Origin of the sequence: Nocardioides fonticola (genome assembly GCF_039536805.1) — a bacterium.
Lineage (GTDB): Bacteria > Actinomycetota > Actinomycetes > Propionibacteriales > Nocardioidaceae > Nocardioides > Nocardioides fonticola.
On the sequence record NZ_BAAAZH010000016.1, the window covers coordinates 75014 to 100057 of the forward strand.

General features: G+C 70.7%; 35 protein-coding genes and 4 tRNA genes. 11 read left to right on the forward strand and 28 right to left on the reverse strand.

The genetic code is table 11. The features are described from left to right. The first annotated feature begins 364 nt into the window (after positions 1-364). The gene (locus ABD671_RS12025) at positions 365-661 is read left to right on the forward strand and encodes a DUF2510 domain-containing protein (protein WP_344733617.1); all 297 of its coding nucleotides are present in this window, start codon (positions 365-367) and stop codon (positions 659-661) included. Between the two features lie 115 nt (positions 662-776). Here the strand turns inward: ABD671_RS12025 and ABD671_RS12030 are convergent. Both ABD671_RS12030 and ABD671_RS12035 read right to left on the reverse strand, forming a co-directional pair. Continuing rightward, positions 777-848: transfer RNA gene (locus tag ABD671_RS12030), tRNA-Val, on the reverse strand. 240 nt (positions 849-1088) lie between these two features. Further along, positions 1089-1916 (reverse strand): aminotransferase class IV, encoded by an 828-nt coding sequence (locus tag ABD671_RS12035; RefSeq protein WP_344733618.1) that lies wholly within the window; start codon positions 1914-1916, stop codon positions 1089-1091. 170 nt (positions 1917-2086) lie between these two features. On the opposite strand from ABD671_RS12035, the gene ABD671_RS12040 reads away from it, so the two are divergent. The 4 genes from ABD671_RS12040 to ABD671_RS12055 all read left to right on the forward strand — a co-directional run bounded on the left by ABD671_RS12040 (position 2087) and on the right by ABD671_RS12055 (position 2739). Next, positions 2087-2159: transfer RNA gene (locus ABD671_RS12040), tRNA-Gly, on the forward strand. A gap of 32 nt (positions 2160-2191) precedes the next feature. Continuing rightward, positions 2192-2265, forward strand: a tRNA-Cys gene (locus ABD671_RS12045). 12 nt (positions 2266-2277) lie between these two features. Continuing rightward, positions 2278-2352 (forward strand) — tRNA-Val (locus ABD671_RS12050). Between the two features lie 135 nt (positions 2353-2487). After that, on the forward strand, positions 2488-2739 hold the full coding sequence (locus tag ABD671_RS12055; protein ID WP_344733619.1) for a DUF3263 domain-containing protein: 252 nt from the start codon (positions 2488-2490) through the stop codon (positions 2737-2739). A 5-nt stretch (positions 2740-2744) separates the two neighbouring features. Here the strand turns inward: ABD671_RS12055 and ABD671_RS12060 are convergent, their stop codons facing one another. Genes ABD671_RS12060 through ABD671_RS12085 form a run of 6 tightly spaced genes read right to left on the reverse strand, consistent with a single transcriptional unit; the run spans position 2745 to position 5058 of the window. Beyond that, the gene (locus ABD671_RS12060; protein WP_344733620.1) at positions 2745-3038 is read right to left on the reverse strand and encodes a hypothetical protein; all 294 of its coding nucleotides are present in this window, start codon (positions 3036-3038) and stop codon (positions 2745-2747) included. Then, positions 3035-3865: a tyrosine-type recombinase/integrase gene (locus tag ABD671_RS12065; RefSeq protein WP_344733621.1), complete on the reverse strand. Its 831-nt coding sequence runs from the start codon at positions 3863-3865 to the stop codon at positions 3035-3037. The genes ABD671_RS12060 and ABD671_RS12065 overlap by 4 nt, the downstream gene beginning before the upstream one ends. Further along, on the reverse strand, positions 3862-4035 hold the full coding sequence (locus ABD671_RS12070; protein ID WP_344733622.1) for a hypothetical protein: 174 nt from the start codon (positions 4033-4035) through the stop codon (positions 3862-3864). The genes ABD671_RS12065 and ABD671_RS12070 overlap by 4 nt, the downstream gene beginning before the upstream one ends. Further along, positions 4032-4406 (reverse strand): hypothetical protein, encoded by a 375-nt coding sequence (locus ABD671_RS12075; RefSeq protein WP_344733623.1) that lies wholly within the window; start codon positions 4404-4406, stop codon positions 4032-4034. Before ABD671_RS12075 ends, ABD671_RS12070 begins: the two co-directional genes overlap by 4 nt. After that, complete coding sequence (locus ABD671_RS12080) at positions 4403-4765, reverse strand: hypothetical protein (RefSeq protein WP_344733624.1); 363 nt, start codon at positions 4763-4765, stop codon at positions 4403-4405. The genes ABD671_RS12075 and ABD671_RS12080 overlap by 4 nt, the downstream gene beginning before the upstream one ends. After that, positions 4762-5058: a hypothetical protein gene (locus ABD671_RS12085; RefSeq protein ID WP_344733625.1), complete on the reverse strand. Its 297-nt coding sequence runs from the start codon at positions 5056-5058 to the stop codon at positions 4762-4764. Before ABD671_RS12085 ends, ABD671_RS12080 begins: the two co-directional genes overlap by 4 nt. 155 nt (positions 5059-5213) lie before the next feature. Between ABD671_RS12085 and ABD671_RS12090 the strand changes: the two genes are divergently transcribed. The 3 genes from ABD671_RS12090 to ABD671_RS12100 all read left to right on the forward strand — a co-directional run bounded on the left by ABD671_RS12090 (position 5214) and on the right by ABD671_RS12100 (position 6309). Further along, positions 5214-5585: a hypothetical protein gene (locus ABD671_RS12090; RefSeq protein ID WP_344733626.1), complete on the forward strand. Its 372-nt coding sequence runs from the start codon at positions 5214-5216 to the stop codon at positions 5583-5585. A gap of 74 nt (positions 5586-5659) precedes the next feature. Next, entirely contained in the window at positions 5660-5893 is a 234-nt protein-coding gene (locus tag ABD671_RS12095; RefSeq protein ID WP_344733627.1) for a hypothetical protein, read from the forward strand. Between the two features lie 98 nt (positions 5894-5991). After that, positions 5992-6309, forward strand: a complete 318-nt coding sequence (locus ABD671_RS12100; protein ID WP_344733628.1) for a hypothetical protein — start codon at positions 5992-5994, stop codon at positions 6307-6309. Positions 6310-6359: 50 nt separating this feature from the next. On the opposite strand, the gene ABD671_RS12105 is transcribed toward ABD671_RS12100, so the two are convergent. Then, a complete protein-coding gene (locus ABD671_RS12105; protein ID WP_344733629.1) occupies positions 6360-6668 on the reverse strand; it encodes a hypothetical protein in 309 nt (102 codons plus the stop codon). 115 nt (positions 6669-6783) lie between these two features. Here ABD671_RS12105 and ABD671_RS12110 point away from each other — a divergent pair, with 115 nt between their 5' ends. From ABD671_RS12110 to ABD671_RS12120, 3 genes are all read left to right on the forward strand, one after another. Beyond that, positions 6784-6984 carry a hypothetical protein gene (locus ABD671_RS12110; protein WP_344733630.1) on the forward strand — a complete coding sequence of 67 codons (201 nt, stop codon included), beginning with the start codon at positions 6784-6786 and terminating at the stop codon, positions 6982-6984. A 93-nt stretch (positions 6985-7077) separates the two neighbouring features. Next, the gene (locus ABD671_RS12115) at positions 7078-7539 is read left to right on the forward strand and encodes a helix-turn-helix domain-containing protein (protein ID WP_344733631.1); all 462 of its coding nucleotides are present in this window, start codon (positions 7078-7080) and stop codon (positions 7537-7539) included. Positions 7540-7823: 284 nt separating this feature from the next. Continuing rightward, positions 7824-8033: a hypothetical protein gene (locus ABD671_RS12120; RefSeq protein WP_344733632.1), complete on the forward strand. Its 210-nt coding sequence runs from the start codon at positions 7824-7826 to the stop codon at positions 8031-8033. 140 nt (positions 8034-8173) lie between these two features. On the opposite strand, the gene ABD671_RS12125 is transcribed toward ABD671_RS12120, so the two are convergent. From ABD671_RS12125 to ABD671_RS12215, 19 genes are all read right to left on the reverse strand, one after another. Beyond that, positions 8174-8368 (reverse strand): hypothetical protein, encoded by a 195-nt coding sequence (locus ABD671_RS12125; RefSeq protein WP_344733633.1) that lies wholly within the window; start codon positions 8366-8368, stop codon positions 8174-8176. Beyond that, positions 8365-8556 carry a hypothetical protein gene (locus ABD671_RS12130; protein ID WP_344733634.1) on the reverse strand — a complete coding sequence of 64 codons (192 nt, stop codon included), beginning with the start codon at positions 8554-8556 and terminating at the stop codon, positions 8365-8367. The genes ABD671_RS12125 and ABD671_RS12130 overlap by 4 nt, the downstream gene beginning before the upstream one ends. After that, entirely contained in the window at positions 8553-8837 is a 285-nt protein-coding gene (locus ABD671_RS12135) for a hypothetical protein (RefSeq protein ID WP_344733635.1), read from the reverse strand. Before ABD671_RS12135 ends, ABD671_RS12130 begins: the two co-directional genes overlap by 4 nt. Continuing rightward, positions 8834-9220 carry a hypothetical protein gene (locus tag ABD671_RS12140; protein WP_344733636.1) on the reverse strand — a complete coding sequence of 129 codons (387 nt, stop codon included), beginning with the start codon at positions 9218-9220 and terminating at the stop codon, positions 8834-8836. Before ABD671_RS12140 ends, ABD671_RS12135 begins: the two co-directional genes overlap by 4 nt. Further along, a complete protein-coding gene (locus ABD671_RS12145; RefSeq protein WP_344733637.1) occupies positions 9217-9960 on the reverse strand; it encodes an endonuclease/exonuclease/phosphatase family protein in 744 nt (247 codons plus the stop codon). Before ABD671_RS12145 ends, ABD671_RS12140 begins: the two co-directional genes overlap by 4 nt. Then, positions 9957-10691 (reverse strand): hypothetical protein, encoded by a 735-nt coding sequence (locus ABD671_RS12150; RefSeq protein ID WP_344733638.1) that lies wholly within the window; start codon positions 10689-10691, stop codon positions 9957-9959. Before ABD671_RS12150 ends, ABD671_RS12145 begins: the two co-directional genes overlap by 4 nt. A gap of 87 nt (positions 10692-10778) precedes the next feature. Further along, positions 10779-11282: a hypothetical protein gene (locus ABD671_RS12155; protein WP_344733639.1), complete on the reverse strand. Its 504-nt coding sequence runs from the start codon at positions 11280-11282 to the stop codon at positions 10779-10781. Next, positions 11279-11401: a hypothetical protein gene (locus ABD671_RS12160; protein WP_344733640.1), complete on the reverse strand. Its 123-nt coding sequence runs from the start codon at positions 11399-11401 to the stop codon at positions 11279-11281. Before ABD671_RS12160 ends, ABD671_RS12155 begins: the two co-directional genes overlap by 4 nt. Further along, positions 11398-11631 carry a hypothetical protein gene (locus ABD671_RS12165; RefSeq protein WP_344733641.1) on the reverse strand — a complete coding sequence of 78 codons (234 nt, stop codon included), beginning with the start codon at positions 11629-11631 and terminating at the stop codon, positions 11398-11400. Before ABD671_RS12165 ends, ABD671_RS12160 begins: the two co-directional genes overlap by 4 nt. A 138-nt stretch (positions 11632-11769) precedes the next feature. After that, entirely contained in the window at positions 11770-15078 is a 3309-nt protein-coding gene (locus ABD671_RS12170; protein ID WP_344733643.1) for a hypothetical protein, read from the reverse strand. Positions 15079-15080: 2 nt separating this feature from the next. Then, entirely contained in the window at positions 15081-15458 is a 378-nt protein-coding gene (locus tag ABD671_RS12175) for a hypothetical protein (protein WP_344733644.1), read from the reverse strand. Next, on the reverse strand, positions 15455-16600 hold the full coding sequence (locus ABD671_RS12180; protein WP_344733645.1) for a hypothetical protein: 1146 nt from the start codon (positions 16598-16600) through the stop codon (positions 15455-15457). Before ABD671_RS12180 ends, ABD671_RS12175 begins: the two co-directional genes overlap by 4 nt. Continuing rightward, positions 16600-18495, reverse strand: a complete 1896-nt coding sequence (locus tag ABD671_RS12185; RefSeq protein ID WP_344733646.1) for a hypothetical protein — start codon at positions 18493-18495, stop codon at positions 16600-16602. Before ABD671_RS12185 ends, ABD671_RS12180 begins: the two co-directional genes overlap by 1 nt. Next, on the reverse strand, positions 18492-21923 hold the full coding sequence (locus ABD671_RS12190; protein ID WP_344733647.1) for a hypothetical protein: 3432 nt from the start codon (positions 21921-21923) through the stop codon (positions 18492-18494). Before ABD671_RS12190 ends, ABD671_RS12185 begins: the two co-directional genes overlap by 4 nt. Before the next feature lie 407 nt (positions 21924-22330). Next, a complete protein-coding gene (locus ABD671_RS12195) occupies positions 22331-23062 on the reverse strand; it encodes an HU family DNA-binding protein (protein WP_344733648.1) in 732 nt (243 codons plus the stop codon). 119 nt (positions 23063-23181) lie between these two features. Then, complete coding sequence (locus ABD671_RS12200; RefSeq protein WP_344733649.1) at positions 23182-23703, reverse strand: phage tail tube protein; 522 nt, start codon at positions 23701-23703, stop codon at positions 23182-23184. A 104-nt stretch (positions 23704-23807) separates the two neighbouring features. After that, the gene (locus ABD671_RS12205) at positions 23808-24149 is read right to left on the reverse strand and encodes a hypothetical protein (RefSeq protein ID WP_344733650.1); all 342 of its coding nucleotides are present in this window, start codon (positions 24147-24149) and stop codon (positions 23808-23810) included. A gap of 55 nt (positions 24150-24204) precedes the next feature. Next, entirely contained in the window at positions 24205-24636 is a 432-nt protein-coding gene (locus ABD671_RS12210) for a hypothetical protein (protein WP_344733651.1), read from the reverse strand. Beyond that, complete coding sequence (locus ABD671_RS12215; protein ID WP_344733652.1) at positions 24636-25043, reverse strand: hypothetical protein; 408 nt, start codon at positions 25041-25043, stop codon at positions 24636-24638. Before ABD671_RS12215 ends, ABD671_RS12210 begins: the two co-directional genes overlap by 1 nt. Between the last annotated feature and the right edge of the window lies 1 nt (position 25044).

A 25044-nucleotide genomic window follows, 5' to 3' on the forward strand; every position in this document is an offset into this window, starting at 1 on the left:
TAGACCGGCGTGCCTGGCGTGGACGGAGGTCGGTCGCCCCGCCCAGCCCTGCGCAGCCGGGCGGAGCGACCAGGAAGCGCAGCCTGTGACTCCCCAGCCGACCCCGCTGCGCTTCCGAGAGGTTGCCCTCTGTGCGGCCTACTTTCTCCGATGCGGGTGGCGAGCGACCTGAGGACTCCGACACGTGTGCACCGGGCCCTTCGTCCCGTCCTCCTGCCGGCGTCCCCATCCAGACGACCCGGGCATCGGCCGGCTCACCGTGGTCGAGGAGGGGAGCGACTGGAGCCGCGATGGGGTCTCCGCCTGCGCCCGATCGGCCTAGTCCTCCTGCCGCAGCGGTGCCTCCCATCACTAGCCTGCGGATATGGCCGAGCTACCTCCGGCGGGCTTCTATGCCGATCCTCACGACGCGACGTTCGAGCGTTGGTGGGACGGCGAGGCGTGGAGCGAGCACCGGCGTCCGGTCGGGCCGCCAGGAGACGCGTATCGCGCCGACTCGCTCCACTCGACTGCGACGAACTCGGCCCTCATGGGTGCGCGAGCCGACAGGGAGCAGGGCAGCCCGGCGTTCGCTCAGGTCTGCCTCGTGCTGCTCGGCGTCCTCGCGTTCGTCGCGGTGCTGCGCTACGTCGCCCGGCTCGGATTCGGCTGGGACGTCTGAGGCCCTGAACCGCCGTTGCTCGCCGCTGCGTGCCCGCGTCGTGCCACTCCGTGGCAGGCATGGCATCGGGCCGGCTCCCGACAGGAAGACCGGCCCGTGACCTGAGGTGAAACGGTGGGCGATACTGGGTTCGAACCAGTGACCTCTTCGGTGTGAACGAAGCGCGCTACCACTGCGCCAATCGCCCCTCCAGCCCCGGGGGGCTGCGGTCGCCGACTGTAGCGCATGAGGTCGGTGGGGTTCACATCGCGGTGCTCCCCGCGGCCCGGATCCGGGCACCAGGACGTCCGCGGAAAAAAAGTTCTGCGGAATCGCGTCATGGTTCGCCGCCTGCGCCCTCTCTCTGCATGAGGGGGCCCGCCAGGGTCCTCGCCCGCCACACGGTCGGGGCGCCAGGAGGGGGGCGCCCCGCCCGCTCGGCGGGACCTCAACGCGCGACGTCCAGCAGTTCGTTCTCTCGCTCCCGCCACATCTGTGCGGTGGCGGCAGTCACCTGACCGGGGGGTAGGTCGACGCCGTCCCAGCGGCGAATGTGCTGGACGTCGCGCGTGGTCGAGGTCAGGAACGCCTCGCTCGCCTCCCGCAGCACCGTCGCGATCGGTTCGTCGACCTCGCGGGCTCCGGTCCAGGCGATCACCAGCGCCCGCGTGACGCCCGGCAGGCACCCCGACGCGAGGGACGGCGTCCGCAGCTCGCCGTCGACGACGTAGAAGACGTTGCTGCTCGCGCCCTCGCACAGATGCCCGGCGAGGTTGGCGAAGACGGCCTCGTCGGCACCGCGCTGCCGCGCCTCGGCCATCGCGACGACCTGTTCGGCGTACGACGTGGTCTTCACCCCCGCCACCGCACTGCGTTCGTTGCGTGGCCACGGCACCGTCGCCACGACCGCGGACGGTGCCGGCGGAGCCAGGGGAGTGGCGATCACCGACAGCGTCCCGGCGCCCTCGCCGCGGGTGTATCCGAGCGGCGAGGGGCCGCCGGTCAGCGTGACCCGCAAGCGCATCATCGGCGCGTCCTGGTCGGCGAGCACCGCCGCGATCCCGTCGCGGACGGCGTCGCGGTCGGGCTCGGGCAGCCCCAGCGTCTGGGCGCCGGCAGCGAGTCGGTCGAGGTGCATCTCCAGCGCGCGGACGCGACCGCCGACGACCTTCAGCGCCTCGAAGACTCCGTCGCCGACGGTGTAGCCGTGGTCGGTGAGGGCGACCGCGGGCCCGGTCGGGGCGTCGAGCAGGCGGCCGTCGATCCATGCGCGCATGGCCTCACGGTAGGGCTCCGGGACCCCGACCGGACCCCGACCGGACCCCGACAGGACGCCGTCCGCAGGTGCCGTTCGCACCGACGAAACGCCGACGTCACCCGGATTTGGCGCCCCTGAGGGCATGGGCTAATGTTCCTGTCGCACGCCGGGCCAAGCCCGGAGCGCAGGCGGACGTAGCTCAGTTGGTAGAGCGCAACCTTGCCAAGGTTGAGGTCGCGAGTTCGAGCCTCGTCGTCCGCTCGGAGAGGTCTCTCTCTTGGTTGGGCCTCCATGGTGGGTTGGCCGAGAGGCGAGGCAACGGACTGCAAATCCGTGTACACGGGTTCAAATCCCGTACCCACCTCCACAGCACCACCTAGGGCGATTGGCGCAGCGGTAGCGCGCTTCCTTGACACGGAAGAGGTCACTGGTTCAAACCCAGTATCGCCCACCAGCAGTCGTCGCAGGTCAGAGCCGGTTTCCGCAGAAGCGGGACACCGGCTCTTCTGCTTCCCGGGCCTCCCGTGAGGACGTCGTGAGGACAGTGGCCGGGACGGAACTGTCGGTGGGGCCTGCGAAGGTTGCTGACATGCTCGACAGCCAAGGGCTCTCCGACCGCGACCGCGCGATGCTCGACCTCGAGCGCCAGTGGTGGAAGTACCCAGCCGCGAAGGAGACGGTCGTGCGCGAGATCTTCGACATCAGCATCACGAAGTACTTCCAGCGCCTCGATGCGCTCCTCGACGACCCGGCAGCGCTCGCGCACGACCCGCAGACCGTGCGCCGTCTGCAACGCCTGCGAGCCGCCCGGGCTGCTCAGCGCCGCGGTCGGCCGGCCTGAGAGGGCTAGAACAGCTTCCGGTCGCCGGCGCCGGCCTCGAAGTGGTTGGCGGTGGCGGGGCCGGCGTGGTCGGCGGCGACGCGGCGCCAGGTCGTGAGGTCCCGCTCGAGGCGGGCGCGTAGGCCGGGGTCGGTGGGTGGGTTCATGAGCTGCATCTCGGTGCGGCGGATCTGGTCGAGTGCGTGCTGGTGCAGGGCCGCTGCCGCGGCGGCGTCGTCGAGGTCGTCGACGTCGTCGACCTGGTCGGCGATCTCGTTGGGCCGGTAGACCAGCTGGTCCCAGCGGGGTCGGACGCTCATCCGAGGACCGCCGCGGCGATGGTGTCCTGGACCTCGGTTGCGGCTGCGGCGTACCCGGCGGTGGTGGAGATCGAGGCGTGGCCCATGGCGTCGCGGACGGCGACGAGGTCGCGGGTGGCTTGGAAGGCGAGGGTGCCGTAGCGGTGGCGCAGCTGGTGGAAGGTGATGTCGACGCCGGCGGCGCGGAAGGCGCGGTTGGCGCGCTGGCGTAGCGCGTCGGGCTCGAGCGGCACCGCGGTGCCGGTCACGATGTTGACCGCAGCGACCGGGCAGCGGTCGTCGGCGGGGAGCAGTTCGTCGAGCATCGAGCGCTGCACCTTCACCCGGCGGCGCTTGCGGCCCTTCCCCACCACGGTGAGGACGCAGAACTCGAGGTCGACGTCGCCCCAGGTCGCTCGGGCGGCTTCGGAGACCCGCAGGCCGCAGTAGGCGCCGAGGATGACGGCGCGGCGGAGCTCGGGCTTGTCGGCGACGTGCTCGCGGATCCGGTCGAGCTCGGTGCGTGCGGCGGGCCGGGGTACCGAGGAGGGGACGGTGGGGGCGAGGAGGCGGGCGGTGGGGTCGTCGGTGCGGTGCTCCCAGATCGAGCACCAGCGGTAGAACGAGCGGAGGACGGCGAGCTCGTTGGCGCGGGAGGAGTCGGCGCGTGGCCGGCCGTCGGGGAAGGTGTCGCGGCTGCGCCACCAGGTCTCCATCTCGAGGCGGCTGATGGTGCCGGGGCGGGGGACGGCGCGTAGGACGGAGCGGCGTCGGCGCACGGTGTTGGCGGGGACGCGTTCGCGCTCGCACCAGTCGAGGTAGGCCTGGGCGATGGGGTCGAGGGTCACGGCTGGTCGTCTTGGGGGTCGACGGTGGCCGCGGCGGCGAGTGCGCCGGCGGCGGCCTGCTGGTCGAGGAGCTCGGCGTGGATCTCGCGGGCGCACCTGCAGCCGCCGATGGCTTGGAGGCAGCTGGTGAGCATGGAGGCGGCGCCGAGGCGGTGGCGGCAGATGCTCACCGGCCGCTCCTTGCTGGGTGGCGACGTCGTGCTCGTCGGCGGCGTTCGGCCTGGAGGTCGATGATCTGGGCGGGGATCTCGGGCTTGCTGCGGGCGGGGCAGGTGGCGAAGTGGGTCATGGCGGAGTACTCGATGGGGCGGTCGACCTGCTCGTCGGCGTGGAGTACTCGCGCGGTGAGCCGGCCGCCGGGGGTGGGGGTGACGGCGACGTTGCCGGCGAGGTCCTCGAGCGGGTCGAGCGGCATGAGCTTGCCGCCGCGGCCGTTGGGGCCGGCGACGGTGATGGCCCAGACGATGTTGCGGTGGCATCCCTCGCAGCGCGATCGCGCGATCGGCGGGGCGGGAAGGAGGCGCGGGTCGGGGGCGTTCATGGCCGGGTCCGGATGGTGACGTCGTCGGGGTGGATGGCCAGGGTGGCGAACTGGCCGCGGCCGCGGCTGGTGATGCGGACGACGCCGGTGCCGTGCATGAAGGCGTGGGCGCGGGCGCGGCGGATCTCCTCGGCGCCGAGCTCGGAGAGCTGGGTCTCGGCGCGGACGGTGCGCTGGCGGAGCTCGCCGACCATGACGGTGGACTCGTGGAGCGCGCGGCGCAGGTTGGAGATCTCCTGGACGGCGTCCTGGTGGTCGCGTTCGAGGTCCTGGAGGCGGTACAGCTCGAGCGCGAGGTCGGGCGCTAGGTGCTCGGCCAGGTCTCGGAGCTCGGCGGCGACGTCGCGGGCCGTCGTCACGATGCACCGCCGGCGGCGAGGAGGCGGTCGAGCAACTGCTGGCCGCGGCCGGACTGGATCGGCGGCGGTCCGACGTCCTCGCCGAGCCAGGCCAGGATGTCGGCCATGCCCTGGCGGACCAGGTGGCGGGCCTGCAGGCCGGCGAACTCGATGTCGGGGATCGGGGCGGTGCCGATCAGCCAGGCGGTGGGGGTGACAGCGACGGTGCCGTCGCGCAGATGCGGGGCGAGGTTGATCGGCCGGTCGGCGATCGAGGCGAAGAGGTCGCGGCCGACGGTGCGGCCGGCCCTCACGGTGAGCTGAGCATGGCTCCATGGTGGAGGTCGGCTCCGACGGTCTGGGGGCCGACACACCGGGCCGTGTCCGATAAGTGTGCTTATCGGACGGTCGCGGGTGGCGGGCCAGACGGGATGGCGGCCGCAAGCTGGGAGCTGGCAGCATCCCGGCCATGCGCATGATGACGAGGCTCGCGATCGTGACCGGCCTGCTGCTCTTCGGCGGCGCGCTCGCGGCGACGTTCCTGCCGACGAGCCCTGACGGTGCAACCTGCGGGACCTGGGTGAGTCCCGAGTACGGCGACGACGACGTCGAGGACCTGTTGGGAGACCTCGAGAGCTCCTACCGCCAGGCGAACAGCCTTGGCGAGAGCGAACTGGCCGGACGGGCCGCTGGGCTCGGAGCTTCCATTGTGCAGGCGAAGCAGGCCTGCGACGACGCCCTCGGTACCCGCCGGACTACGACGATCGTTCTCGTCGTCCTCGCGGCCGCGCTTCCGGTTGGGTTGGTGTTCGTTGGGCGGGGGAGCGACCGCAGTTCCTGAACCGGCCACCGAACCCCCGGGGCGGCATGCCGAGTAGGTCGGTGCTGCCGTACCACTGTGATCAGGAGACGACGTTGAACGAGAACCTGGACCTGCACCTGACCGTGCTCGCTGGATGGATCGTGAAGACCTTCGGGAAGGCGCTTGTGTGGGGGTTTGCGCCGGGACTTGTTGGCCTGCTGCTGTTCTTCTTCAACGGTGACCTCAGCAGCCTCCTCTTCGGCTTGTTCGGGCCCGTGGTCGCTGGCGGCTATCTCGCCACCGCAGATGCGCCGCTTCCGATCGAGACGACCTCGCGGGGTGAGTGAGAGTGTTCTTGGCCGACGGTGTCGGCGGAGGCCCGGCCGGCCTAGGCCAGATGAGCGGGACGTTGCCGGGCAGTCACCGGCGGGAGAGGCTCTGATGCATGGGAAGTTCGAGCCCGCCCGGCGACACTGAGCTGACCGAGCTGACCGAGCTGATCGTCGATGCGCTGCGAGCAGATGGCTACTACACCGAGCGGGTCGTCGACGACGAGGACCGGGTGGCTGCGGTCCGCCGATGCGGACGCCGCGCCGGCAGGCTCCTGGGTCGGTCGGTGCAGACGTTGGCGGTGCGCTCGCCGTCCGGGCGCGTCGCCGAGGTTCACGTCATCGATCGCACCGAGCCCCACCCCGAGGACGAGCTCGCGCACCTCCAGATGCAGCGTCGCATGCGGGCGGCAATCAAGTCCCTGAGCGTGTAGCTGGTCAGCGGTCGAGCCTAACCGCGTCCGCCCGAGGGTTAGGGCGTCCCTCACGGATGCCGAGCCCGGCCTTGCTGCGTGCTGAGCCGGGCGAGCACGACGGCGGCCTCGGCGTCCCGGGCAGCCAGGTCGGCGCCAGCAGCTTCAAGGAGCGCGCCGATGCGCGGCGACCAGGGGTGCGTGATGGGGTCGTGCTGCCAGCCGCCGAGCGCGACGCCGGCGGCGCGGCCGAGCACCGAGGGGACGCGGCCGATGGTGTGGAGTTCGGCGATCGCGACGTCGTCCGGGGTCTTGTCGATCGCGTGCCGGCGGGCGGTGCCGAGCAGGCGGGCGGTCAGCATCTCCACGGAGTCGGCCATGGGCCGGACGGTAGTCCGGGGCGGAGACAGACCAGTGCCTGTCTCCCTCAAACCCTTGTCATTCAGAAACCTTTGAGGTATCCTGTACTTGTCAACGAAAGGAAAGGAGGTGATCATGATGGACAAGGACCTCAAGAAGGTGATCCAGGCCCTCGAAGCTCAGGGCTTCGAGATCCGGCTCACCCGGCGGGGACGCCTCGCCGTGTTCAACGGCGAGGAGTACGTGACGACGTTCTCTGGCAAGCCGGGCGACTGGCGGGCCTTCAAGAACGCGCTCGCCCAGCTCCGCCGAGCAGGGTTCCGCTGGCCGACCTAGGCCAGCAGGGAAGAGGACCGGGGCGCTCATATCGCCCCGGTCCTCGGACCCCGATCGTGACACACCACCACATCAGGGAACGAGGACCGGACCATGACCACCAAGACCAACACCAGCTACAACGCGATCATCGAGGTCGACCGCCGCGACACCACCACCGACGACGTCGACGACATCCTCGACCAGCTCGAGACCTACCACGCCTCGCTGAGCGAGAGCGCCCGCGGCTTCCTCGAGGCCACCATCACCCTCCCGGCCACCAGCCTCGCCCAGGCCTCGGCCACCGCGATCGCCGTCGTCGAGAAGGCCACCGGCGCGCCGGCCATCGCCGCCGAGCTCATGACCACCGCCGAGTTCGACCGCCGGTTCGGGTTCGAGGTCGTCCCCGACCTCGTCTCGGTCACCGAGGCCGCCGAGATCCTCGGCGTCTCCCGGCAGGCGATCGCACAGCGGATCCAGTCCAAGACCCTCGCCGCGGTGCAGATCGGCAGCACCTGGGCCATCGTCCGCTCCTCGCTGCGCCCCGGGCAGCCCGGACGCCGCCCCAGCGCCTGACCCGGAACGCAGGACAGCGCCCACGCCATGTAGGCGAGAGACGTGGGGTTGACCGGGATGGCACCGACCAAGCCGGGGGGAGCCGATCAATGCGGGGGCACGGCTCCTCCCGGCCAGGGGCGAGGTCGGCGTAGAAGGTGCCACTTCCCATCACGCAGTCCACGAGCCATGTAGACCGGCCGACCTTTCCATCAGAGTAGAGACACCGAGTCGCCATTACGAAAGCATCGACACCCCACGGGGTTTCACTGCTCCAGACCATCCTGTTGAAACGGATCACATCCGTGAGAACTGCCGTAACCCTGCTCGTGGCCCGGCCGTTGACGGCGAACGTGGCCTCCCCCTTCGCCGTCCAGATCCGAACCCGAGTCAGCGTGCCGCCTAAGCGGCGACGCACCCGCATTCGCGACTACGTCATCGCCTACACGGCCGTGGCCAGCGTCCTCAGCGCCTGCGTCGCGATGTGGACCGTCCTGCTGCTCGTCCTCATCTAGATAGCTGACAACGCAGAACAGCGCCCCACCCGCCGCGTAGGCGAGTGGGGCGCTGGTGCGAGGTGCCCGTGAGGGCTCCTCATCTCAGGACGATGTGAAGTTGTGCCCGGCTCCTGCCCGGCGAGCGGCCGGGCGAAACCTCAGCTCGACAGATCAACCTTGCCGACGGCGAGCCCGGCTACCCAGGTCTGGGTGGCGATGATCGTGGCTCCGACGTCGCGGGTGACCCACGCGGTGCCGATGACGCCGAGCGCGCCGGACGCCGCGTAGAGGCCGAACCGGACAGGGCCGGACAGGGGGTTGCGGAGACTGCGGCTGTGGGCGGTGGTGGTCATCGCTTCCTCCCGGAGGCGGTCGAGGGCCGGCGTGCGGCCCGGTTCATTGCTCGGCTAGCGGCCAGTACGGCGCCGGCACCGATGAGGAGGCCGCCGGCGATGCCGCCGGCGACACAGAGGAGGGGCTCGACGACCAGGTGGACGCCGCCGCGCTCCTCCTCGAGCGGGTCGACCGCGGGGGCGGTCACTGGTTGCCGTCCTCGTCGAGCATCTCGCGGACCGCTTGGCGTCGGGCGAGCTCGAGCATGCCGATCGTGCTGGCCATGCTCGATCCCTCGCACGAGGCGTAGCCGACCTTGAAGGCCGCGTCTCCGTCCTCCGTGAGGATGGTGGATTCCCAGGTGACGACCGCGCCCCGGATCAGGACCGGAGCTTCGTCGTCGATCGCGTTGACGAACTCTCGGATGGCGTCGGTCAGCTTCTCCAGCGGCGTCCGGTCGTCGAGCGGTTCGGGGTCCGTCTCGCTCACGGCTTCGCCTTCCCGATCGGCGCGTCGCCGGAGAAGTTGGCGAGCGAGCGTAGGCCGAGCGGGTTGCGCCGCTTGCCGCCGTGGTGGTCGTTGGCGGCGGTCTGCTGCTGGATCTGGAAGTCGATCGGGAGGCCGGTGAGGCTGGCGAGGTACTGCCCGACGGCGAGGCCGAGGAATGAGATGCCGTCGGAGCCGATCGCCTTCGTGAGCTTCGCGTGCCGCTTGTCGTCGAGGATCAGGCGGACGTCGACGTCGCGGGGCGCGCGGTCGCCGCGGGGCTCCATCGTCGTGCCGACGAGGTACGGCGTCTCGCCGAACGCCTCACGGAGCGGCGCGCACGCGATGTCGAGGAGGAACATCTGCCGGGGCGAGAGGGTGCTCACGGCCGCGCCTTCCGCTGGCGGGGGAGTCGGAGGGTGGCCAGGACGGCGCGGTGGTCGGAGCCGCCGCGGTCGAGCTCGGTCATCTCGACGTCGACGTCGGGGTCGGTGATCGCTGCGTCGTACCCGGCGCCCGGGTGCGCGGTCCCGCCGAGCTGGCGGGCGAAGCGGAGCAGCTCGAGCGCGCGGATGTTCATGTCCCCGATCCACACCCGGACCCGGCCGGCCGGGATCGAGGCCTCGGCGTCGACGAGCAGCTGGGTCTCGTCCTCGAAGCTAGGGGCGTTGCGCCCGGGAACGGGGATGCGGTGCAGCCCGACCAGGTGGATCCGGTGGCCGGCGAAGTCGAACTCGACCCACGGGAACGAGCGGCCCTTCCGCTGCAGGTCGTGCACAGGCCCGACCCACGGGAACAGGTGCTGGATCCAGCCGCGGCGCACGATCCGTCGGCGAGCACGCACCAGGATGACGACGTCGTCGGCCTCCGGGTGGTTCGAGGGGTCATGGATGACCTGCCAGCCGAGCGGCTCGTAGACGGCGCGCAGGCCGCGGGCGATCGTGTAGCACTCCTGGAGGACGACGACGTGAGGCCGGTGGTCGCGGATCCAGGCGTCGAGCGGGCCACGCACCTGCGCGAGGGGCCGACCGGTCTTGACGTTCCAGGTGAGGATCCGCAGCCGCGGCCGCCGCACCCGGGCCACGACGCGCTCGCCGGCGCCAGCGACCCGCTCCCGGACGCTCACCGGCCCGCCTTGCCGTGCTGGGCCTGCTGGGCGGCGTAGCGCTTGTGGAGCCGCTCCAGCCACGCCTCCAGGCCCGCGATGCGCCAGCCCGGCGCGTCGGCGGCCTTCGCGTCGCGCAGCGCTGCCCGGACGACGCGGATCCGGTCGTCGAGCCCGAACACCTGCTTCGGGGGCCGGGTGGTGTGCGGCCACACGTCGATGCCGTTCAGTTCCTCGGCCCAGCCGACCAGGTGGCCGCGGCACCAGGGCCCGAGCGCGGCGATGGGGGCGAGGTCGACGTAGCCGGGGCGCCGGTAGTCGGTGGACCAGCACATCCCGCCGCCGGCGGAGAGCGCGACGTGGCCGTAGCGGCCGTTGACCCAGTAGACGACGGCGCCGCGGGGGATCGCGGTCGGGTCGGTGGTGGGGTGCTTCCCGTCGGCCTGTTCCCAGGCGGTCTCGGCGTCGGGCCACATCGCGGGGATGAGGAACTCGCGGCCGCGGACGGTGGCCAGGCACTTCCCGACGTCGACGAACACGTCGCCGACCGAGAGGGCGCGGGCGTTGGCCAGTGCCTGGCCGGGGGTGGCGGGGGTGACGCCGGCGCCGTCCTCGCCCAGGTCGTCCTGGGAGGAGCGTGCGGTGATGGCGACGAGGATGTCGTCGTAGTTGGTGGGGGTCGCGGCGTGCGCGGCCTCGTAATCGGCCTCGGTGATGAGGCCGGTGTCGGCGGGCTGGTCGTGCTCGGGCATGGCTGCCTCCTGGGACGTGGGTGGACGTGAACAGGCCCCCGTCGCACGTCCGGTCGACGGGGGCCTGGCTATGGGTGGGCTCAGCGGCTAGGGCTGGACAGGGCAGAACGAGGAGGGCGGGTCGGGCACCGGGTGGGTCTCGCGGACCAGGTCGAGCCGGTCGGCGGCGACGTCGAGGCGGTGGCCGGCTGCGGTGAAGGCCGTGATGGCGGCCATGACGTCGTCGAGGTCAGTGCGCCCGCCGATGAACGCGAGGACGGTGCCGGCCCAACGGTTCAGTGCGGCGTCACGCTTCGCGGTGGCCTCGGACACCGCGACCGAGGCGCGGCGCACGGCCTTGCTGGTGGCCGAGGACGCGGCGGCGTACTCGTCGAAGCACTGCTGGATGCCGGCGATCGCTTGGACGCGGCGGGTCGCTTCCTCGGCCTGGGTGCGGTAGACCGCGAAGGTGCCGATGCTCGAGCAGGTCGCGACGAACACGCACACCCCGGCGATCACGGGGGCGTAGAGCCGGTAGGTCTCGGATTCGCTGATGGCGTGCAGAGCGGCGTTGATCCGCAGCCGCAGACCCGTTCGTCGTGGGCTGGTCATCGGTGTCTCCTCTGTGCGTCGAACAGGTTCGCGGCGCACCCGAGAAGGCCGCCGATGCCGAAGCCGCCGAGCCAGTACCCGAGAAGCCCGGCGGCGGTGGTCAGGACGTCCGCGCTCACCGGTCGTCGTCCTCGTCCCGGTCGTCGCGGCTGCTGCGTCGCAGGCCGCGGGTCATGTCGACGCCGAGGATGCCGCCGATCAGCAGGGACAGCAGGTAGTTGGCCTGCGCCCCTGAGTAGTCCGGGGAGGCGGAGTCGAGCCAGATGTTGAGCGGGATGCAGCAGGTCAGGATGACCGCCATCAGGGCCGCGATCGGTGAGGGCACCAGTGGGGTCGGGGTCTTCGTCACGTCGCCTCCGAGATCGGGCGTCGCGTTGCTGGGGAGGCGTCACGACGATGGGTGGACTCGGGGCCGGTCAGGGCCAGGACGGGTCGGTCGCTTCCGTGGCGACCCACGCCAGGCAGGCAGGGAGGTTCGGCGGGGGCATCAGGCGACCTTCATGTGCACGCGCGGTACGGAACCCACGGACCCGCTTGGCGAGAACGTCGAGGGCATAGTCCCAGTGACGGTGGAGCTGTGCCCGATGCCGACGGCGCCAGCTGCGGCGCCAGGGATCGCAGGCAGGTACATCGGGAGCGTCGACGCCTGACCGACTGTCCGCACCGTGGGCTGTGCGGTGCAGTTCTGCACGGTGACGCTGAACGCCCACCATCCGACCGTCAGCGAGAAGGACGACAGTGCCGCGTCCTTCACGCCGGTCGAGTCGGCCGCGATCGTCACCTCGCTCCCTGAGGCCAGCGAGCCCGGCAGCCCGGTGGTCGCGTCGGGCGTCCACAGGGCGATGCGGAGAACCGCACCCGCATCGGTCGATGCGGCGACGATCTCGGCGCCGATCGCGGAGAGGGTGACCGCGACGTCCTGATACCAGAGGAACGCGCGGACAGTGCCGACTCCGAGCGTGCTGCTGGTACCGGGGTTGACGCCTGTGATGCCAGGGAAGAAGTAGCGCCCCGTGGTAAGTCCGAGGGTGCCAGTGAACGCCGGGCGGGCGCCGAGGGCAGATCGGGCCGCAGCGGCATCGGCGGCGGTGAGCAGCGATCGTCCGAAGCTCGTCGAGGTCGCTCCGCTCAGGTCGTCGTAGGTCGAGGGGAAGTTCCCCACGATGTAGGCGCCCTGTGCTCGCAGCGTGTCGATGCTCGAGGCGGTGAGGCTGTAGGCGACCGCGGTGGTTCCGTCGGTGAGCGTGTAGCGGTTGCCGGTCATCACGAACGAGGCCGTGATGGTGCCGACGATGCTGTTCGCCAGGGTCGCCTTAGCGCTGTTGCGCACGTACTCCTGGCGCCCGGTCGGGGTGACGAGGGTGCGGACGTGGTTGCGGACGTTGCCCCCGTCGATGAGGTGTCGCTCGACGATCAGGTTCCGCGGGGCGGTGGTGTAGAGGTAGACCAAGGTCGACCCGCCGTAGTTCTCCGAGGGCGAGTGCCAGCGGATGTCGCGGGTGATGACGTCGCCCGTGGTCTCGGCGGCGATGTGCTGGGTGGCGCCGTAGACGTCGATGTTCTCGATCGTCACGTCACCGTTCGCCGCGGTGGTGGTGATCGTCGTCCCGAACGGCGCCGAGGTCTCCGACTGGCGCATGTCGAAGAGGCCGTCGGCGGCGGCGAAGGTGGTGGACGCCGCGTTGGTCATCCGGTACCGGCCGCCGCGGACGGTGATCCGGTTGACGCCGACCGAGCAGTAGAACGGCCGTCGGTCGGTGACCACGTCGGCGTCGAGAACTGTGAGGTCGGTCGAGCCGTAGTTCGCGCGGAAAGCCTGGCCGACACCGCGGAACTTCGGTCGGATGATCGTGAAGCCGTAGTCGGCGCCAAAGGTCGGGTTGCCGATGCCCCAGCCGTAGGCGCTCGTCGAGGACTGGTGGACGACGTCATCGATGGAGTAGGCCCGGAAGTTCTGGATGCCGTGCGCGACATAGCTGGAGATGACGGTGTCGACAGCGACGCAGTTGCTGGAGCCGCAGTCGATCGACATCACGTAGTCGGCGGTGTGCCGGACGCCGTAGGAGAACAGGCGCTCGAAGCGTCCGTCGCGGCACACGACCATGCGGCCGACGTAGCCGTGCCCGCCTATCGTAGGCCGGTAGGGCAGCCGGCCAGAGATCTGTCCGTAGGGCTGGTCACAGTAGGAGAAGACGAGCGCCTGCATGTCCCAGGCGACAGCGGAGACGTTCTCGACGCGCGGCCGGATGCAGTACCGGAAGTTGATGAGGTGCGGCGTGTTGGTGTCGACGCCACCGAAGTCGTCGTTGGTGGTCGACCATGCACCGGTGTCGATCTGGGTGATGCTCTCGATGCCGCGCAGCGACGGCTCGAGCAGCGCGTTGATCTTGGCGATCTTCGGGGTCGTGGTGAAGGGCTGCTCCAGCGGCGAGGACAGGCCGACGACGCCGGTGGTGACGTTGACCGAGGAGACGTAGTTCACCTCGCGACGGCCGACCTGGTTGCGGTTGCCGTCCCAGCCGGTGAGCACCTCGTCGCTGGAGATGACCACGAAGTCACCCACGGCGAAGTCGGCAGCCTGCGCCGGCGTCGTGAGCGTCACCGATGTCGCGCCCGCGGCCGGTGAGGTGATTGCACGGGCGGTCGTGGTGCTGCCAGTGACGTGGATCGCGGGCTGCGCGGTTGTGGCGACGCCATCCCAGGGCTTGACGACGAGAGAGGCGCCGTTGAAGTCGAGGTGGACGACCTTTCCCGAGATGAGCAGGTTGTCGAAGCGGTAGGTCTTGTCCGGCTCGAACACCAGGGTGGTGCCGTCCGGAACGGCGTCCGCAAGCGCCTGTAGAGCGGCCGTGTCGTTGGTGCCCGAGCCGCCAACGCCGCCGGTCCAGTCGCCCTTGACGCCGTAGTCGGCGACCCGGACCACGGTCTGGTTGAGCAGCGGCTTGAGAGCGGTACGGGTCGACGATGCCGAATCGTTGATGCGGCCTGCGATGACCGTGTCGTTGGTCGTTCCCACAGCCTCGGCGGCCGTCTGAGCGGCTTGGGCGGCGTCCCGGGCGGACTCGGCCGCGGTCTTGGCGTTGGCAGCTGAGGTGGCTGCGGTGCTCGCCGCAGTGGCCGAGCTGGCGGCGTTCCCGGCCGAAGTCGATGCCGAGCCAGCTGAGCCGGCTGCCGCGGTCGCGGAGCCGGCCGCAGCGGTGGCTGAGGTGGCGGCGTTCCCGGCGGATGTCGACGCCGCAGTCGCCGACCCGGCGGCGGCGGTCGCCGAGCTGGCGGCAGCCGTGGCGGAGTTCGCGGCCGCAGTCGCGTCGGTGTGGACGCCGGCGCCGGCGGTCTCTGCGTCGGCCTTGGCAGCCTCGGCGGCGTCGACATAGGTCTGCAGGGTGGCGATCGCGGTGGTGATCCAGGTCGGCGGGACGAACTGCTCGGCCACGACGTCGCCGAGCAGGCCGTCTGCGGTGACTGAGAACCACCCCGAGTCCCAGTGGCCGACCTCGAGCGTCCCGGGGTCGGTGTACTCGATCACGACCCGGTACTGCAGGGTGGCGGGGTCGGGGTTGACGTCGTCCGTCGTGTTGGCCGCCGAGTCGATGAGGCCGCCGATGGAGAGTGCGCCGTTGGGGGCGACCTTCACGACACCGGTTCCGAGCAGCAGCGCGCCGGTTTCCTGGTCGATGGGGGACTGGCCGGGGTCCATGTTGGTGCGGACGACGACGCGGACACGCTCGGGGTGGTTGATCGGCTGACCCAGGAGGTCCTCGATCGACGCGGTGAGCGTGCGGGTGGTGATGGCCACTTCTACTCCTGAGGTGTCGGCGGGGCGGGTGGCGAGAAGACCGGGTCGGGGAGCGGTCGACCGAGGAGGTAGGCGGCGGCGAGCTCGGCGAGGTTGATGGCCGGGCCGGTGCCGGTGCCGTCGAGGGCGCGGGCGAGGAGGTCGCGGGCGGTGAGGTCGGAGTCGTCGCTCGAGGTGACGAACGCGGCGATCGCCGTGCGCTCGTCGTCGGTGAGATCGCGGGCGAACCACACGCCGGCGGCATCGATCTCGGTCACGGCGGCGTCGGTGAGACCGGTGAAGGAGTCGGGACCGACGGGCCGGCGCAGGGGCCCGGGGATGAGCCGCATGTCGAAGCCAGACTGCGGTTCGTCGACCTGGTCGGCCGGCTCGTCGGTCACCGGGGGGTGCCCTGTAGCTCGTAGGCCGGGCCGGAGGCAGTGGCGACCTGGATGACTTCAGGCAGTGTGCGCGCGGCCTTGCCGAGCGGAGACAGCTTCAACGTCCCGGTCTCCTCGTCGTACTCGCTGGCGCCGAGCACCCACTCGACGGCCTGGCCGGGCACGAGGACTCCTTCGGTGTCGAGGACGCCGTGCTGGCGGATCATCCGCATGTCGCCGCCGACCTGGCCGGCGCACACCAGCCGCGGGTCTATCGGCGCGCCCCCGAGGTTGATGATCTGGCCTCGGCCGAGGTTCGGGAGGTCGGCCGTGTAGGACGGCTTCGACAGCTGGGTGTCGACCATCAGGTTGAGGATGGTGACGGCATCGGGACCCGAGAGGAGTCCACGGTCGGTTAGGTCGACCCATTCCTCCGCGCCGCCCCAGCGGCGTGCGGAGGCGTCCGCGGCCGCGGAGTTCGAGGTCGAGGGGGCATAGGTCGCCGGCGTCGGCGGGGTGCCGGCGACGGTCGCGACCCGGCGGCCGACGAGGCGGGTGGCGTAGTCGTCGTCGGAGACAGGGAGCGCCGGCGTGCCGGGCACGATGCCGGTGTTCGCGGTGGTGGGGACGGTTCGGTAGTAGGGCGCCATGGTGACGGGATCGATGCCCCAGACCTTGGCGTCCTTCTGGGCTCGGTCGCCGAGGAGGTTGGCGATGTACACCGGCTGCGCAGCGGCCTCGAGCGAGGTCGACGTCGACGTCGTAGGGAACGGTCCGCCGGTGGCCGGGTAGACCCACGGGAGCGGCACCGGGCGCCCGGTCGACGTGAGGGTGGCCTGGTAGACGGCGGTGTCAGGGTTGGTCGTCGGCGCGCCGGCGGAGTCCAGGGCAAGTAACCGTTCGGCTCGCCGGAAAAGCCCGTCGGCGCTGAACGTCCATCCGGCGCGGTCGGGTTCGGTGAGGGTGCCGACCCAGATCCGCCAGGTGCCGAGGAGGATCTCCACCAGCGTTCCCCGCCGTAGCAGCGGGTGGGTGAAGCCCCGTGGCAGGGGCATGGTCCACGACGCGGCGAGCGGCCCACCGTTGACGGTGTGGGAGTACTTCAGGCGGGAGTGCGGGGCGATCGCCCGGGCGGGCAGCCCACCGATGCGCAGCTGCAACATCAGACGCCCGTCCAGCCGCTGAGGTCGCGGGCGTGGAAGAGCCACCGTGGCCAGTAGTGCGCGGTGATGCTGGGGTTCGCGGCACCGGTGTTCGCGACGAAGATCGGGGTGTAGCGGGGGACGAGCTGGTGCTCGCCCCAGGCTCCGGCGACGACGCCGGCGTGGTAGGCGTCCGCGCGGGCCGGGTCGGTGCCGAGGAATATCCCGCCGGCGGACCGTTCGGGGGTGGGGGCGTCGATCCAGAGACGGTTGTTCGCGGCCCCGAGGGCCTTCGCGCCAGTGCCGGCAGCAACCGCGGTGATGGCGGCGTCGTCCGAGACGTGGCAGAGCAGGAACTCGTCCCACGACCAGCCTCCGGAGCCGACCTTCGCGATGTCGAGCTCGACGACGCAGTCGGTGCCCTCGGGCAGGTCGACGGTGGGGAGGGTGAGCGCGCCTAGGACGGCGAACGAGGTGGTTCCGGGCAGCACAGCCGGTGTCATCGTGTAGGAGCGGTCCCCGAGCACGGTCCCGGCCGCGGAGCGGACGCGGGCGATGACGGTGACCGTCCCAGTCGGTGCGCCGCCGTTCCCGACGACGTGCAGCAGGTACGAGCCGGATGGCAGCGGTGCGGCGGGGATCTGGAACACCGTGGTGCCGGCACCGGTGGCCAGTGCTCCGGTGCGCCCGGAGATCGTGCCACCACCACCATCGCCGGCGACCGTGGTGGCCCAGCGCCGCAAGTCCGGTGTGTAGCCGGTCACTCCGAGGTAGGGGCTGGTGTAAACGAACACGTCACCGAGGCCGGATGTGGCGTGAGCAATCTCGATCGAGGCCTCGGTGCGGGCAGATCCGGCGATCGGGAAGATCGACGTCGTCTCACGCCCGGTTGCCGAGGCGTTGGCCGGCACGGGGCCGCGGCGGACGTCGTCGAACCGGATCCCCATCAGCGGTGGCCCGGACAGCGTGCCAGTGGGAAAGCTGGGGTCGTAGACGGTGTAGGAGACGCTGATCTGGACCCGCAGCTTCGACACCGACGTGTCGGTGCACCGGAAGCTGTGAATGTAGAACGCGCCCGTCGGACCACCGACATATGTCGACCCGGCGTCCGCGAGCTCGACGCCGTCGGCCCACATCCGCACCGTGCGTGCGGACGCGTAGGTGCCGTCGACCTTCACCGACAGGAACGGCGTCGCCGCCAGCGACAGGGACAGCCCGGTCAGCTCGGCAGCGCCCTCGAGCGTGAACGTGTAGTAGCCGCCACCCAGCGGCGCCTCGCTCGACGACGGCGGGTTGATGCGGATCGATTTCCCGCCCTCGAAGTACCGGTCCGTGTCGATCGACAGGGTCCCAGCACCCCCTGAGGGAAGCGGTGCGACAGCGGTCCACCCGGTCAGGGAGTCGCAGGCGTTGACCTGGGTGTCGGTGCCACCGGTCGCGGCGCCGGCGGTCGCGGTCATCTCTACGTCGGAGCGGCCGAAGGGCCGTGCGCGCAGCTCGATGGTCCACGTGCGCAGCCCATCGAGCTCATCGATGTCCCAGTCGCTGTCGTCGTTGAACGCCAGGCTGCCGTAGTGCAGGTCGTAGACGGTGGTCGCGGAGCCCAGGGCGGACGGGGTCCACCGGAAGGTCCGGGCACGGGCGATCGCCAGCGCGAGCTCTTCCTCCTTCTCGGCGAGCGCGTCAGGGTCGTGCCCTTCGAATGCAGCCAGGAGCACCAGGTCGCGGTTCTTGTGTGCGATGACCGACTCAAGGTCACCGTCGCGGACCATGCTCTCGATGACCTTCACGATCGGCTCGGGCCTACCTCGGCGCAGCCCGTACAGGTGGACCTTGACCTCGCTGTTGCGCTGCGCGGCCGGGGAGAAGTCGAAGTCGTCAATGGAGGCTTCCCACGCCTCTTCGGCGATCATCACCGGGCGCGGCCCTTCACTCCGGTCCACAGGCCATGGTTGATCACGCGTCCCACGTCGTCACCGACTCCCTTCGTGGCCTTCAGCTGCGCGGCCGCGGTCTTGTTGAGCTCGGCCTGCTGACGCTCGAGGGCCCGGATCCGGCGGTTCGTCTCTCGCACCTCAGCGTTCGCCGCCCGGGCTGCGGCTTCCTGGCGGCTGAGCAGCCCCCCGAGCGCACCCATCCCGACGTCGCGGCCGAGCTGGCCGGCGAGCCGGTCGCGCTCGCGGAAGTCCCGCTCGTAACGCTGCGTGAGACGCGGGTCGGCGGCGTACCGCTCAAGCGCGTCGAGGTTGCCGGTCTCGAGGGCCTGCTGGACGAGCTCGCTCAACGCTCGGCCGTTGAGCCCGTTGTCCTTCAGGAGGGCGACCAGGGACCGGAGCTGCTTGGTCTGGAGGATGTCGCCGCGGAGCACGCCCTCAGGGGTCGGTGGCTTCGCACCGTAGCCCAGCCCGACGTTGGCCTGGTACTCCGCCATCGCGGCCTGCCGCAGGAACTGCTGCTGCCGCTCCGGGTCCCAGCTCGAGAAGTCCGCCGGCATCGGCAGGTTGAGCGACCGATAGCCCTGGGAGTTGGACGGGAACAGCTGGCTGGAGAGCGCGGACTTCACGGCGTCCGCGATGCTTGCGATCTCGTCCTTCGTCGCCTGGACGCGGTCCTTGGCAGCGCGGGCCTCGGCCTCGTCGCGCTGCAACTCCCGGTCGAGCAGCCGCTTGCGGTGCTCGAGCTCGCGGCGGGCAGCGGACGTCGCGTCGTCGAGCGCGGCCGCCAGCCGCGTGCTCGCGCGCGCGGCCGGGTCGGTGGAGGCGTAGGTCGACGGCACCAGCCCAACCGTGCCGCCTTCGGCGAGCCGGCCGGCGTTGATGGCCTTCAGCAGCGGGCGGTGCCGGTCGGCCTGGCCGTGTCGGTTCGAGATGACCTCTTCGCCGTCGGCGAGGAGGTAAGGGTGTCGGTCAGCGTAGGGCAGCCCGGTCTTCGGGACGGTACCGCCAGAGGCTGACCCGCGGCCGCCGAACAGTCCGCCGGAGGCGTCGCCGATCGCCGTGGTGATCGTCTTGATGAAGACGGTCGCGGTGTCGCCGTCCAGGTCACGGAGCTTCTGGCGGGTCCGTTCGGCGTCCCGGTCGAATCCCGCGGTGTACAGGTCGACGAACGGGTTGGCGTGGTCCCCGTCGAGTTCCTGGAGGTCGCGGCTCGCCTTGTCGGTCTTCTTGTTGAAGGGGCCGGTGTCGGCGTCGATCGTGGGGTGGGCTGCCTCGCTCGAGAGGCGGCGCAGCTCTCGGATCTGGTCGGCGACCGCGGCGCGGGCGTCCTTGTTCTTCCCGAGGAAGGTGTCCAGATCGGTGAGTGCTCGGTCGAGGATCCGCTGGGCCGCGAGGCCCTTGCCGGCGTCCTTAAGAGTGTTGCTGCGGGTGATCGCGGCAGAGATGACCTGGTTGACAGCGGAGATGTTGGCGCGGCCCTTCTCGCCGGCGACATCCCAGGCGCTCCCGTTGTCCTTGATCGACTTGGCTAGGTCGTCGAGGGCCTGCTCGTAGGCGATCAGGCTCCCGGACCGGTCGAGCACGCTGTTGAGCGACTTGAAGGAGTCTCTGAACTGGTCGGCCGAGGAAGCCGCGGTGCGCAGCGCGCGACCGAGGCCGGTGGTCTCGCCGTACAGCTGCGTGAGCGCGTCGCCGCGGCGTGCGTCACGGATGGCCTCCTGGAGGTGGCGGACCTTCTCCTCAGTGTCGGCGACGTCGCCGTTCATCGTCGCCCAGAGCCGGCGCAGCGGCCCGCGGACGGCGTTGTCGTCGAACCACACCCCTGAGAACTGGCTCTGCAGCTCGGCGAGGGCCTGCTTCATCTCGACGACCCTTCCGGTGTCGAGCGCCGAATCTGCTGCCGCCATCGCGCCCTGAAGGTCCTGCACAGAGGCCGAGAGATCCAGGGTCAGGCCTACGGCGGACCCGACGGCGATGCCGAGGGGGCCGGCGATGCTGCCAGCGAGGCCGAGAGCCGCGGTGTTCGTGAGGCCGAGCTTGTCTCCCAGGCCGCTTGAGGCGATCGCGACGGATCCGATGACCGCTGCGGCCGGGCCGAGCTGGGAGACGTAGGAGCGAACCGACTGGCGGGCAGCCAGGGTCTGCTCGCTGGCGTACTTGTTGGACTGGCCGAGATAGGCCGCGTAGGTGCCGAACTCGCGAAGGGTTGGGACCTCGGTGCGCAACGCACGAAGGGGCTCGACGAGACCCTTCTGGATCGGGACGGTCCTCAGCGCCGACTCCAGACCGCGCGTTGCCAGTGAGAACGCCGACATCGCGGTCAGGCCGGCGAACAGGGGCGTGCCGAAGTCGGAGTCGGCGATCGAACCAACGACGTCGGCGACCAGCTCGAGGGACTTCAGCACCGGGCCGCCGAGAGGCGCTGCGGCCTCGACGATCTTCGCGCCGGCGACGGCGATCGATCCGAGGGTGTCGGCTACCTCGGGGCCCGTGGTGCGGACGTAGTCGACGAAGTCCTCGAAGCCCTGGGTCTGGGCAAGGCCACTGGCCCACCCGTCGAACTGTGCGGCGGAGTCCTGAAGCCAGGTTCCGAAGTCGTCGTTGAGGGGCTGGGTAGCCATCCAGAGCTCGGCCAGTCCATGTGCAACCGAGCCGAGGGTGCCTGCGATCGTCAGCAGGGTAGGCCGCGCCTCCTGCTCGGTGAAGCGGATGAAGTCGCGCCACTCCGGGCCGGCCAGGGACTCCGCGGTGTTGGCGCCGATGTCCCCGATCGCCCCGGCGACCGAGCGGACGACGCCTTCGACGCGGGGGAGGAGACGCTCGACGTCGGTGAGCGACTGTGTCCAGTCCGGGAAGATCTCCTCGGCCGCAGCGTCACGCAGGTCGCGCAGCTCGGGCACCAGATCGGAAAGCGCCATCACGAACGCACGAGCGGGCGGCGACAGCTGCTCCATGGCGGCCTGGACCTTCTCCAGGTTCGCTGTCGTGGGGTCGAGTCCGTACTCGTTCACGGCCTTCAGGGCGTCACCGACGCCCTGGAACGCGCCGACCAGCACACCGACGCCGGCCGCGGCGAAGCCCAGCTGGGAAGCGAGGCCGGTGATCGCGGGGATGGCGACAGCGGTGACGGGGACGATGGCGGGCCCGAACGCGGTAGCGGCCTGGAGGAGCACCGAGAGCCGGCCGGAGTACTGGTCGATCGTCGAGGACCCACGGACCGCGGAGGTGGAGAGGCGGTCGACGTCGTCGGAGGTTCCGCGCACCGAGGTGCTGGCCTGTACGGAGACGCCGTCGAGGCGGTCGAGTTCGCGGTTGAGCAGCGCGGTCGCGGCCGCGTGCTTGGCCATCTTGGTGTCCCATCCGTCGTCCTCGAGGGACAGGAAGACCGACTCGCGGCGTACCGACATGCTCTACCTCCCTTCGACGTCGCTGGGAGCGGACGACGTCGTCGTCGCTCCGGTGCGGGCTGCGCGCTGCCGCTGCCTCTCCTCGTGGGCCTCGACCTCGTCGGCCGTTAGCACCCGGGTGCGGGTGCGTCGGCCGTCTGCCGGGTCAGGTGCTCGTGGGTCCGGGTCGCCGCCCTGGGAGTCGCGGTGCGCCTTGTCGGCAGCGGCTTGGACTCGCCGCCACCGGTCGAGGCCAGCGCAGATCGGGCAGACCTTCGTGTCCGCGGTGACATGGATCTGGTCAGCGAGCTGCTCGTGCCAGCCGCATCCTTCACAGACGCCGGTCTCGTACTCTCCGAGCGCGAGCATCCGTGCCCGCTGGAAGTCGTCCCACTCGGGCTCGACCTGGCGGACGATGGTGTAGCCGGTCAGGGTTCCATCGGCGTCGTAGTGGTCGTGTCGCCAGCTTGGTTCCCATCCGAGGAGCCGTCGCTCGGAGATGCCGAGCTGTCGGGCGAGGACGAGCCGGGCCCGGGACGCAGGGTCGCCGACAAGTCCCTCCGCAATTTTGGGAGGTCGGTCTCCTCGTTCTCGTACAGTCCGACGACGGTCCTGGCCAGGCGCTTCATGTCGGGGCGACCAAGGACGATCGTGCTGCCCCAGTCGCCGGGCTTGAGCTCGTCGCCGTCCCAGGCGACCGCGTAGGTGCCGAGGTCCTCGATGAGGGCCTCGGAGTTGCAGTAGCCGAGGGTGATCTGCTGATCGGCCTGCCATCCGGCCTCGCCGTCGGTGACGATCTCCCCGGTCCTCGGGTTGCGCACGGGTGCCCGGCGGGCCGGGTGCAGCTGGCACCAGGTCACCCACTCGCCGTCCGGCCGCCGTGCCTCGAGCGTCAGGTCGCCCTCGAAGTCGGTCATCTCGGCCGCGATCGCCTCGATGTCGGCTTCGATCTCGCGGCGCCGCATGATCGTGCGGTCGGCGAGCCGCTGGGGCTTGGCCGGCCCATCAGGATCGCTGCTGCGCTGCGCGGCCAGGTCCTCGAGCTCGTTGACCAGGGTCTGGAGCTTCGCGACCAGGTCGGGGCGCAGCGAGACTCGTTCGACGGCGCTTCGGCGCACCACCGGCGGATTCGCGCGCAGCTCGGAGAGGGACTTGCCCATCGGGATCTCCTTCGGTGTCGGGATGCCGGGATGCGGTGGTGCTCGGGGGTCCTCGCCCGCCGGCTCCCGACGAACCGGCGGGCGAGGAGTACGCGGATCCCGCTGCGGCGTTCCTGTGGTCAGGCGACGAACGCGCCGTCGACCGGCGCGCTGATCGGCAGCAGGAACTGCTGGATCTCGAACTCGGCGAGGTCGTCGCCGTCGGAGATGACCTTGTTCTGGCGGGTCGCGCGCACCCGCCAGGCCTCGTACTTCTCGGTGGCGGCGAAGTCGTTCTCGAACGGCAGGCCCTTGCGGACCACCGCGATGAAGATCGACCCGCGGGTCAGCTTGGTCTTCGCCTTGTTGGCGTCGACCGAGCCGCTGCCCTGCGGGTCGTAGGGGTAGCGGATCTCGATCGGCCCGAACGTGGTTCGGCCCTCGGAGGGGTACAGGTCGCGGGTCCCGAGCCGCTGGGGCCGGTTGCCGGTGTTGGTGGTGATCGGGGCGGTGAAGCCCCGGAAGAAGCCGGACACGTCAAGCGTGCCGGCGGCGCCGATCTCGCTGGACAGGTCGATCGCGGTCAGATCGGCTGCCGCGTCGAGGATCGCGATCTTGATGTTGCCGAGGACCGGGGTCGCATCGGGGAACACGAACGTCATGGTGGGTTGCCTCCTAGGGCGTCGCGGCGGGTACGGATGCCGTGGGGTCCGTCAGGGGCGGGTGCGCCTGCCGGGGCGTCGGGATGGGAGCCGGGCGCGCCGGCTCAGCCGCCGTGGGCGGCGTCGTCGGCGACCAGAGCGTCGACGAGGACGGGGATCGGGCCACGGTCCGCGATCGCGGCCTCGGCGGGTCGGTCGGTGTTCCGCTTGGAGATCTCCTCCAGCAGCTGCGCGCGGGTCCAGCCGGTGTAGCGCGGGTCGACCGCGTCGCCGCCCGCCTCGGTGGCGGCGGCGAGCTGCTCCGCGGTGGCGGGCACCGCCGGGCGCAACGCCCCGTTCTCGTAGAGCGGGTCGCTCGTGAGGATGACAAGGCCCTCCTCGAGCGCGGTCTCCTCCTCGACGGTCACGACCAGGGATCCGCGCACCGCGCGGACGGGCTTCAGCATGGAGATCTCCTCGATGACGATGGGTGGGCGTCAGCGCCCGGGGCGGGTTGCTGGTTCAGAGGACGTAGGTCCAGGAGCGGAGACCGGAGAACCGGCCGTCATCGGGCCGGACAGACCTGCTGTCGTCCAGCTGCAGAGGCGTGGTCCGGCGACCGTCGACGCTGAGCCGGGTCTCCTCGAGAGCGACGGTGGCGCGGGTGAGGATCCACTCGGCTTCCGCGACGGTGCCTCCGACGCCGCGTACCGACAGCACCCACCGCGACCGGCCTGCGCCGCCGGTGAGCCGGCGCGCTGTCACCGGGTCGCGCTGGATGTCGATGAGCGCGTACATGGCTGGTGTCTCGACCACGTCCACTTCAGAGGGCGTGCCGTCGGCACCGGGCACCTCGCCGAACCGGAACACCTTCCAGGGCGCCAGCTGCTCGGACAGGGCCTGCTCGGCGTCGAGGTAGTGCTCGAGGACGTCGGTCCCGGGCGCGGTGACCATCACACGCCCCAATCGGCGAACAGCTCGTCGACGACAGCTCGGGTTCGGTCCAGGAGGACGTCGGCAGCGAAGCCGGAGGAGCGGGCGAGGTCGCGGTGCGGCGGCTGGTTGCGGGAGCCCTCCTCGAAGCTCATGTCACCCTGCTTGGCAGCGGCCAGAGGGCCGTACTCAGCGGCGAACCGGTTGGCGACCGACAACCGCACAGCGGGGAGTGCCCGGGAGGCGAAGGCCCTCGGGTAGTGGACGCCGTGAGCACCAGCGGACTTCTCGGCGTAGCGACGCGCGATCCGGTTGCCGACCTGGGCGGAGGCGTTGACCGCCTTCTGTGCGCGCTTCGGGTAGCTGCGGCCGATCTCGCGGAGGTCCTGCTCAAGGAAGCCCAGGTAGCTGCTCACGGATGCCCTCATC